Genomic DNA, 7,967 nt, shown 5'->3' on the forward strand with positions numbered 1-7,967 from the left:
TAACCAACTCCCAAAATCGCCAGCTCCTCTAAGCGAGGAGGCCAACTGCGAGATTCAGCTCGAGACCAAGTCGGGCAAGCTTTCCTTCGAAGCGAGTCCCAACGAATCCCTGCTCTTCGCCGGGCTGCGGAACGGCGTGAAGCTTCCCTATGAATGCGCCACGGGAACATGCGGCAGCTGCCGTGCGCGCGTCATGAGCGGCGAGGTCGAGAATTGTTGGGCGGATGCCCCGGCTGCGGCAAAGCTAAAGGCCGAGAAGGGCGACATTCTCATGTGCCAAACGCGGGCGCTCAGCGATTGCCTGCTGCGTGTTCCAGCCGTGGTCGAGCCCCAACCCGACCCGAAAAAGATCCCGGCCAGCCGGACAGGCACTCTCTACAATCTGCAGCGACTGACGCGCGACGTGATCAGCTTCGACGTCGAGCTCACCGAGCCGATGGACTTCGATGCCGGTCAGTTTGCCACGATCAGCCTGCCAGGGCTTGAGGGAGCGCGGGCATACTCCATGGTCAACTACGACCGTGAGGCCAGCATCCTCAAATTTGTGGTCAAGCAAAAGCCCGAGGGGGGCTTCAGCGACTGGTTGTTCGGGACCAGCGAGGCCTCCGTGCCGGTGCAGCTCTTCGGTCCTCTGGGGCGCGCCACCTTCCATCCCGAAGAGGATAAGAACATCGTCATGATTGCCGGCGGCTCCGGCATCGCCGGCATGATGTCCATCCTCGAGCGCGCCTCCCAGACCAACTATTTCCGCGACCACCGAGGATACGTCTTCTTCGGGGTTAGGACGCTCGAAGACATCTTTTATCTCGAGGACTTCGTCCGGCACGTAAAGGTCGCCGGCGACAATCTGAGCGTCACCCTGGCGATCTCGGATTCGGAAGTGGCAGACGGTCCGCATCCCGAGCAGTCCTGCGTGAACCTGGCATCGGGGTGGGTGCATGAGGTCGCCGGCGCTGCCATGGCCGGCCATTACGATAACATCCTCGCTTATGTCGCCGGCCCGCCTCCGATGGTCGATGGGGCTATCCGCACGCTGATGGTCCAGGGGCGCCTGAATCCTCAGTTCATCCGCTACGACAAGTTCGGGTGAGGAATACTTTGTTTCTACACTTGGAAGCGAAAAACCAAGGAGAAAACGCAGGGGGTTACAAATGAATACAGTCACCTAGGCAAATGAAATTCAGATTTCACCCTAAATACGAACAGATGCATGCGCATAAATGCATGCACGGGAGGAAATAATGTCCGTAACTACGAACTCGGGGGTAGCCGGGAGCGTCCCTCGATCGGAAGGTCAAGGAAGCGCTACGAGGGATCTCAGCCTTGAGATCCCGACTAAAGATTCCATGCATGTCGCCCTCGCGGTGGGGCTGGGCTACGGTTTTGACGCTTACGCGGTCAACATCTATGGCCTTCTGCTGCCAACCATCGCTGCCAGCCTGAATTTCGGATCGAACACCGCAGGTGTCATCGGCTCGCTCTTCCTGGTTGGCTACACGGTCGGCACGATCGGCTTCGGCATCGCGGCCGACCATTACGGCCGTAAGGACACGCTGGGTCTTTCGATCCTCATGTACGGCATCACCTGTGCCCTCGGCGGCATCGGGTCGAACATCATCTGGTTCACGCTGATGCGTGTTCTTACGGGTGTCGGCGGTGCTGGCGAGCTTGCCGTGGGTGCCCCCTACACTTGCGAGATGTTCCGGTCGAAATACCGGGCCATCGGTGTGGGCGGCATCGTGTTCTCGCTCTATTCCTGCGGCTACATTCTTGCCGGTCTCACCGCGCTCTTCGTGGTGCCTCACTTCGGCTGGCGTTGGCCCTTCTATCTCGCCATCGTTCCGGCAATCCTGCTCTTCGCGTTCCGGAGTAAAATTTCGGAGTCGGTTCGCTACGTCGTCGACAAGGCGGAAGACAAGGTTTCGGCTGCTCAGCAAATGCTCTCCAGCGAGCGGAACATGAGCACGAGCGAGCAGATCGCTGCCGCGGAGGCGTTGGAGGGTTCTGGCGATCATCATCAGTCCGTCGAGTTCCAGCTTGCAGCTCTACTCGCCGGGACTGAGGAGGATCACGCTCAGAAGAACAATCCTCTCTATAAGCCGTTCGTGTGGCTCTTGGGCATTGCATCCAGCGCGGCCCTCTTCTGGGGCCTGCTGGACACCAGCCTTTCGTCAATCGTCTCTGCGTCGATCGTCACCGCTTCGTGCGTGTTCCTTCTCATCGTGATGGCCATGCTGTCTTGGGCAAGCGCCAACTCGTCGAAGGGACATTTCTGGAGGGTTCCGATCGTTCGTAAGCGCATTGGTGTCGGCTGGCTGATCTACTCGGCCAACGCCATGGGCTACTGGGGCGTGACGACCTTCCTGACCACCTTCATGGTCACGAAGTTCGACGTCTCCCCGGAAGACGCCATCATGTATGCCGTGATGTTCTACGTCTTTCAGTTCTTCTTCGCTTATCTCGGTACCGGACTATCGGATTGGCTTGGCCGCCGTCCGATCGCCATCCTCGGCGCTCTGATCATGATCGTCACCACGATCCTGGCCGCGCAGGCAACGGATCTCAATACGTTCCTTATCTTCGGAGCGATTGAAATTGCGATGCTTGGCTGGCTCTGGGGCATCGGTGACTGCTATATCAGCGAGCTCTTCCCGACCAGCATCCGCGGCGCCTGTTTCGGTGTCAGTGTTGGCGGCGGACGAGTGATGTCCATTGCGGCACCGTTCCTGGTGGGCGCGGGCATCGTGGCGTTCGATGGTCCGACGATCCCGTTCCTGGCAACTGCCGGGCTGTGGGTTCTCACGATCATCGGCTATTGGATCGGGCCTGAGACCTCGCAGAAGCCGCTCGAGCAGCTTGACGAAGAGTTCCTGGCTGAAGCAAAGCAGGCCTAAGTACCTCTATGAGCAATCATCTCAACAGCACAGCCATGGGATCATGATTCAAATCCTGTTCTGTCTGTTTCTGCTCCTGTCGCTCGTGGGCGTCGCTATCGCGGCGTTCACGACGACTTCTTTTACGGCCGGCATCGTCGTGACCGTGATCGCGGTGGTGCTCGGCATCCCGCTCATAATCAGCATCGTTGCTCATTACGACCTGCTCCGGACTCAGTCGCGCTACGGTCTTTCGAACGACGAAACCAGGCTGTTCACCCGGCTGGTCCCGACACTTCTCTGCCAACCCGAACGCTCGCACCTCCCCTACCCGGAGATGAAGCGGTCCGCGCGGGAAGCCGCGATCGGCATCATCATGCGCCAGCGGGAAACCGGAACGGCGAAATAGTCGTGCCGGGTGCTGCCGCAGGCTTAGGCCACCTCCTTTCGCAATCATATAAAGAGTCCGCATCGCACGGCGCTCCTCGCGCGCACGGACGCCGGACAGTCTCCGTCGCTTCGAAGGACGGCTTCGGACGGAATGGCGCGAACCGGAAGTCGCCGGGCTGGACGTGGAGCGCCAATGACTGAAACGCTTTTCGCGGTTTGCGCTCTCGGTCTTGTCGCCGGCTGCCTCATCGGCTGCATCGGGGTCGGCGGGCTGATCATCGTGCCGGTGCTGGTCTACGGACTCGGCATCCCCGTGCACGATGCGATCGGCTCGGCGCTCGTCGGATACATCCTCACCGGCATTATCGGCACGGTGCTCTACGCGCGCAAAGGCTCGATCCGTTGGGATCTCAGCGGGTGGCTGTGCTTCGGCGCTATTCCCGGCGTGCTACTCGGGGCGTGGTTGAGCAACATCATCGATCCGATGGCGCTCCAGATCGGCATCGGCCTGCTGACCATCTCGGCCGGGATGAATGGGCTTTTCAACTGGCGCCCCGAGCACGGCCAACGCGACTCCCTCGGTGCCTTCGGACTGGGGCTGATCGGATTTCTCGCCGGCGTCGTGTCGGCACTTACGGGCACCGGCGGCCCGCTGGTCGTCGTCCCTATTCTGCTCTGGTGCGGGATGCCCGCGCTGGTCGCGGTCGGTCTGAGCCAGGCGATCCAGATCCCGATCGCGGTGTTCGGCACGATCGGAAACTTCGCATTCGGATCTCCCGATCTCTCGGTCGGTCTGGTGCTCGCGCTTTCACTCTCGGTGGGCGCGATCGCGGGCGCAAATATCGCCCATGTCCTTCCACGTCAGCACTTGATGCGGCTGGCGTCATTCATTCTCGTCATCGTAGGCGTGGCGGTCTTGTACAAAACGCTTCTCACCTGAGCTGCAAAAAAAGAGGCGCGATCCCTCGCACCTCTTCTTGGCAGCCTCAGCGGCTCGCGTTTTCTAACGGGACGGGAACTGACCGAACGTCCCTGTCAAAAGAGCCTAGGCATCCACAAGCTTGGATTCTTTGACCTCGAGATTGAGGCCGAGCAGCTTGCTGGCATTCTTGTAGGTCGCCTTTTCGTAGGCTTCCTTGGTCAGGCCGAGCTTTCCGAAATCCTGGACACCCTGCTTCATGGGGCGGAAGGGATAGGAGCTGCCGAACAGGAACTGGTCCGCCATGAAGCTGTTCGCCGCTTCGATATAGAGGCTGGCGCCGGGCAGGAAGGTGTACATGTCCGGCGACACGTAGACATTCTCATTGCGGAAGGCGACCGTCACGATCTCGCGCACCTGCGGGTAGAAGCCATGGCAGCAGACGATCGGCAGTTTCGGAAATGTCTTGGCGACATGGTCGACGGCGTATGGGTCGTTGAAGGTCAGATCCGGAGTCGTCGGACCGGACATGACGAAGGCCGGAACCCCGAGCTGCTCGCAAAGCTCGTATAGCGGCATCAGCCGGTAGTCGTCGGCTTTCAAAGGCGTGGCGTAGAAGCCGGCATCGATGTTCAAGCCCTTCATGCCGAGCTCGGTGATTGCGCGCTTCGCCTCTTCCACCGCGGCCTCCCGGCCGAGCTCGATCGGGTCGACCGATGCAATGGCGGCCAGCCTATCGGGGGCCACCGCGGAGACCTCGGCGAGGTCGTCGTTGCTGACGCGTACGCCGGGAACACTCCGCGCCACCATCACCGCAACGTTGATTGCGGCATCGTCCATTTCGGCGAGAACGCCCTTGGTATCACCGGCGCGGGAGAAATGGTCGACATCCTTCGCCCCCACTCGCCGATTGAGCCACCGCACCACCTCGTATTCTGGAGTATTGGGCTTGCCGCCGAAGAAGGCGTGCAGAAAGGCTGGTCGGCTCCGCATATCAACAATCGGAGTGGTCGGCGAAGTTGCCGTCATAGTTTCTCTCCCTCTGCTTGCTTATTATAGGCTCCGGCACCGAAATCGACGTGGCCGAACGGTCTGTTCGGTAGCCGCAGTCCGGAAACGTGCCGTGGTTTTTGATGAAATCCTCATCAACCAATAAAAATAATATCCCTCTGATTGGCGGGGAGTACTAATTGATTTTCCCGATTTGCAAATAGTCCCCGCTTATGGAGAAATAGTCATAAAGGTTGTGAGCTAACGAATTTCTGGAATTCGCATTTGACCACTTGCCCGAAGATATTTTGTGCTTAGAATGAGAGGAGCGGAACCGATCTTAGTTTCAAACGCTACTCACTTTTGAGCCACACACCAGGAGAAGATCGAATGAAGTTGACCGAATGGAGATTTGATCAGGCTGATGATCCTGAACGGTTCGCAGAAGCAAAGCTCCAGCTCTTGAGCGCTGCGCAATGGTTAGCGCGCATCGAGCGTAGCTTTGATCCAAACGCGGCACAGGGAAAGCTTGCCCTCCATTCAAATGACAGCGGCGACATCATTTGCACTCCGAGTTTCGAAAACAATCTCGGTGTTCAGCTGAAGATCGACGACTTGTCGATGCAGTTCACCGAAGACGGCAAACCTTCCGATCATATGATCGATGTGGAAGAGCGCTCGCCGGCCCATGTAGAAGCCTGGATTCTCGTCGAGCTTCTGCACCGCGGTGTCGACCGGTATAAGTTCTCCAAGGACCTCCCTTACGATACGTCCAAAATGATGAGCGGCGACGCGATCGAGTTCTGCCCGACGGAATACCAGGCAGAGCTCCTGCAGCTCTCCCATTGGTATCGGAATGCGGTCGGCGCCCTGAAGAAGGCCGCGACAACCCTCGCGAGCGAAGACGAAACGCCGCCGATCCTGGTCGAACCTCAAAATCTCCGCCTGGAGATTGCGGTCGGCGATCGTGTGCTCGGCTTCTCATCGGGCGATCTCGATCGGGTTGGCCCCTATTTCTTCGTGGCACAGGCCGACAAGGAATTCGGAACGTCGGCGGAGATCGTCAAAGTCCTCGAGGTTTCGTCCAAGACGACGATGGATCAGGTCGAGGAATTTCTGACGACCGCTCCCACTCCTTCGAGCCACTGACGCGATCCCGGCGGGCAGGTCGAGGATGCGAAATATCCTCGACCGTCCAACCTCATCATGCTCGCGCTCTCGATGAAGCGTCTCTCTTCAAAAACTCATCGGCGGCCCGCCACCTCCAGCTCTACCAGATCCGTTTCCGCCAACCGCTCACGGGTCTCGCTCTCGGTCTCCGAACGGTAGGCTTTATCCAAATGCAGATCGAGCCCGCCCTGCTTGTGCAGTTTCTTCACGGCTTCGACGAGGGTGCTCGTCATGGGAGACATGATCTCCCCTTCCGCCCAGAACAACGTAACGTCCTGACTGACTTCCGGCTCGACGAGCTCGAGAGAGCGCGTGCCCCGGTGAAGACCGGGCATGTAGCTGAAGTGGGACGGAATGATCGTGCAGAGATTCGCGAATTGAGCCTGAAGGATCAGATGTAGGATCGATTCCGATTCCACACGGACGATCGGCGCCTTCCCGATGCTCTTGAAGATCGCGTCGACATAGCCGCGCTCGTGCATTCCGGATCTCAGCATCGCAAGGGGAAGCTCGACGCTTCCCGCCAGGTGATCTGAGACCGCCCTTTGAACTGTTCGCAGTCGGGAACGAGCAGGCTGAGCTTCTCACAATAGATCTTCAGCGCATTCCGATGCCCGAAGACCTCCTGGTCGTAATAGGTCAGCGCTGCGTCCAGCGAGAAATTGTTCAAGCCGGTCTTCATGGCCTCGTTGCCGAGGAACTGGACATCCATAACGATCTTCGGATGTTCCTCGCGGACCCTTTGCAACAAAAGCGGCAGGATCGGCGACATGGACGGCATGGCGCCGACCCTCAATTTGCCGTGCAGGTTCATCTGCATAGCAGCGACCTCATCACGCATGAAGTCGCGATTGGCGATAATCTTCCGCGCCCATTGCGCGACGTTATTGCCCTCCGCCGTCAGACCCGCGAAGCGTTTTCCCCGACCCCGGCGGAATATCGGCACACCAAGCTCGGCCTCGAGCTGCTTAATCCCAATCGACAGACTGGGCTGCGTAACATTGCAGCGCTGAGCTGCCCGCCCAAAGTGCCCTTCCTCAACGACGGCGACTAGGTATTCAAACTGGCGCAGGAACATTGCGTCTCCGATCCCAGTGCAATGGCACATTTACAGTCACCGCAGTCGCCACCGTATTTGTTGCTTTTATCTTGGTGTCATACTGCTCCCAGAGGTGCTGATATCGATCAGCTGCGTCATAGGCCTCCAAATGCTCCTTTGTTGGTGGCCCAATCTTTCTTTCACGACTTCATCCATCCGATCCGTGCGTTCGGGGATCAACTAAAGAAGTCGTCGTCGTCCATGTCGTCACCGTCCTCGTCGAAATCGTAAACGAGTTCGCCCTCGAACCAGACGAGCAGCTGATCGCCCTCTTCTTTGACATCGTATGTCAGAAGAGGCTTCTCAGTCTCGCCGAGTTTTTCAAGCGTCTCGAGATTCCAGCTCCAGAGGTGCTTCATGCACGTGAGCGCGCAATCCATCACCACGCCAGATTCGTCCAGCGGCTCTTCCATATGGGGACAAAGTGGCGGCACTGCGCGAAAACCTTGCCCATAATTGGCAACAAGGATGTTCGTCCCTTCCATCGGGAAGAGCTTGAGGCTGTTGGTGGGAACGTCATCGACGT

Annotated in this window: 9 protein-coding genes; 5 read left to right on the top strand and 4 right to left on the bottom strand. The window is 58.6% G+C overall.

The window, feature by feature from the left end:
* From A7A08_RS15215 to A7A08_RS15230, 4 genes are all read left to right on the top strand, one after another.
* Positions 1-1,090, top strand: a 1,090-nt coding sequence (locus tag A7A08_RS15215) for a 2Fe-2S iron-sulfur cluster-binding protein (RefSeq protein ID WP_342586703.1), incomplete at its 5' end; no start/stop codon positions are given.
* A gap of 256 nt (positions 1,091-1,346) precedes the next feature.
* Positions 1,347-2,894 (top strand): MFS transporter, encoded by a 1,548-nt coding sequence (locus A7A08_RS15220; RefSeq protein WP_069096313.1) that lies wholly within the window; start codon positions 1,347-1,349, stop codon positions 2,892-2,894.
* 43 nt (positions 2,895-2,937) lie between these two features.
* Complete coding sequence (locus A7A08_RS15225; protein WP_069096314.1) at positions 2,938-3,282, top strand: hypothetical protein; 345 nt, start codon at positions 2,938-2,940, stop codon at positions 3,280-3,282.
* A 174-nt stretch (positions 3,283-3,456) separates the two neighbouring features.
* Positions 3,457-4,203 (top strand): sulfite exporter TauE/SafE family protein, encoded by a 747-nt coding sequence (locus tag A7A08_RS15230; protein WP_069096315.1) that lies wholly within the window; start codon positions 3,457-3,459, stop codon positions 4,201-4,203.
* Between the two features lie 105 nt (positions 4,204-4,308).
* Here the strand turns inward: A7A08_RS15230 and A7A08_RS15235 are convergent, their stop codons facing one another.
* A complete protein-coding gene (locus A7A08_RS15235) occupies positions 4,309-5,175 on the bottom strand; it encodes an amidohydrolase family protein (RefSeq protein WP_245290966.1) in 867 nt (288 codons plus the stop codon).
* A 618-nt stretch (positions 5,176-5,793) separates the two neighbouring features.
* On the opposite strand from A7A08_RS15235, the gene A7A08_RS15240 reads away from it, so the two are divergent.
* Positions 5,794-6,321 (top strand): hypothetical protein, encoded by a 528-nt coding sequence (locus A7A08_RS15240; RefSeq protein ID WP_141694034.1) that lies wholly within the window; start codon positions 5,794-5,796, stop codon positions 6,319-6,321.
* Between the two features lie 95 nt (positions 6,322-6,416).
* Here A7A08_RS15240 and A7A08_RS17010 read toward each other — a convergent pair whose 3' ends face one another.
* From A7A08_RS17010 to A7A08_RS15255, 3 genes are all read right to left on the bottom strand, one after another.
* Positions 6,417-6,839 (bottom strand): type 2 periplasmic-binding domain-containing protein, encoded by a 423-nt coding sequence (locus tag A7A08_RS17010; RefSeq protein ID WP_069096318.1) that lies wholly within the window; start codon positions 6,837-6,839, stop codon positions 6,417-6,419.
* Entirely contained in the window at positions 6,833-7,420 is a 588-nt protein-coding gene (locus A7A08_RS17015) for a LysR family transcriptional regulator (RefSeq protein ID WP_069096319.1), read from the bottom strand. Before A7A08_RS17015 ends, A7A08_RS17010 begins: the two co-directional genes overlap by 7 nt.
* Positions 7,421-7,617: 197 nt before the next feature.
* On the bottom strand, positions 7,618-7,967 hold a 350-nt coding region (locus A7A08_RS15255), incomplete at its 5' end, for a Rieske 2Fe-2S domain-containing protein (RefSeq protein WP_069096320.1).

The organism is Methyloligella halotolerans (assembly GCF_001708935.1).
Classification (GTDB): domain Bacteria; phylum Pseudomonadota; class Alphaproteobacteria; order Rhizobiales; family Methyloligellaceae; genus Methyloligella; species Methyloligella halotolerans.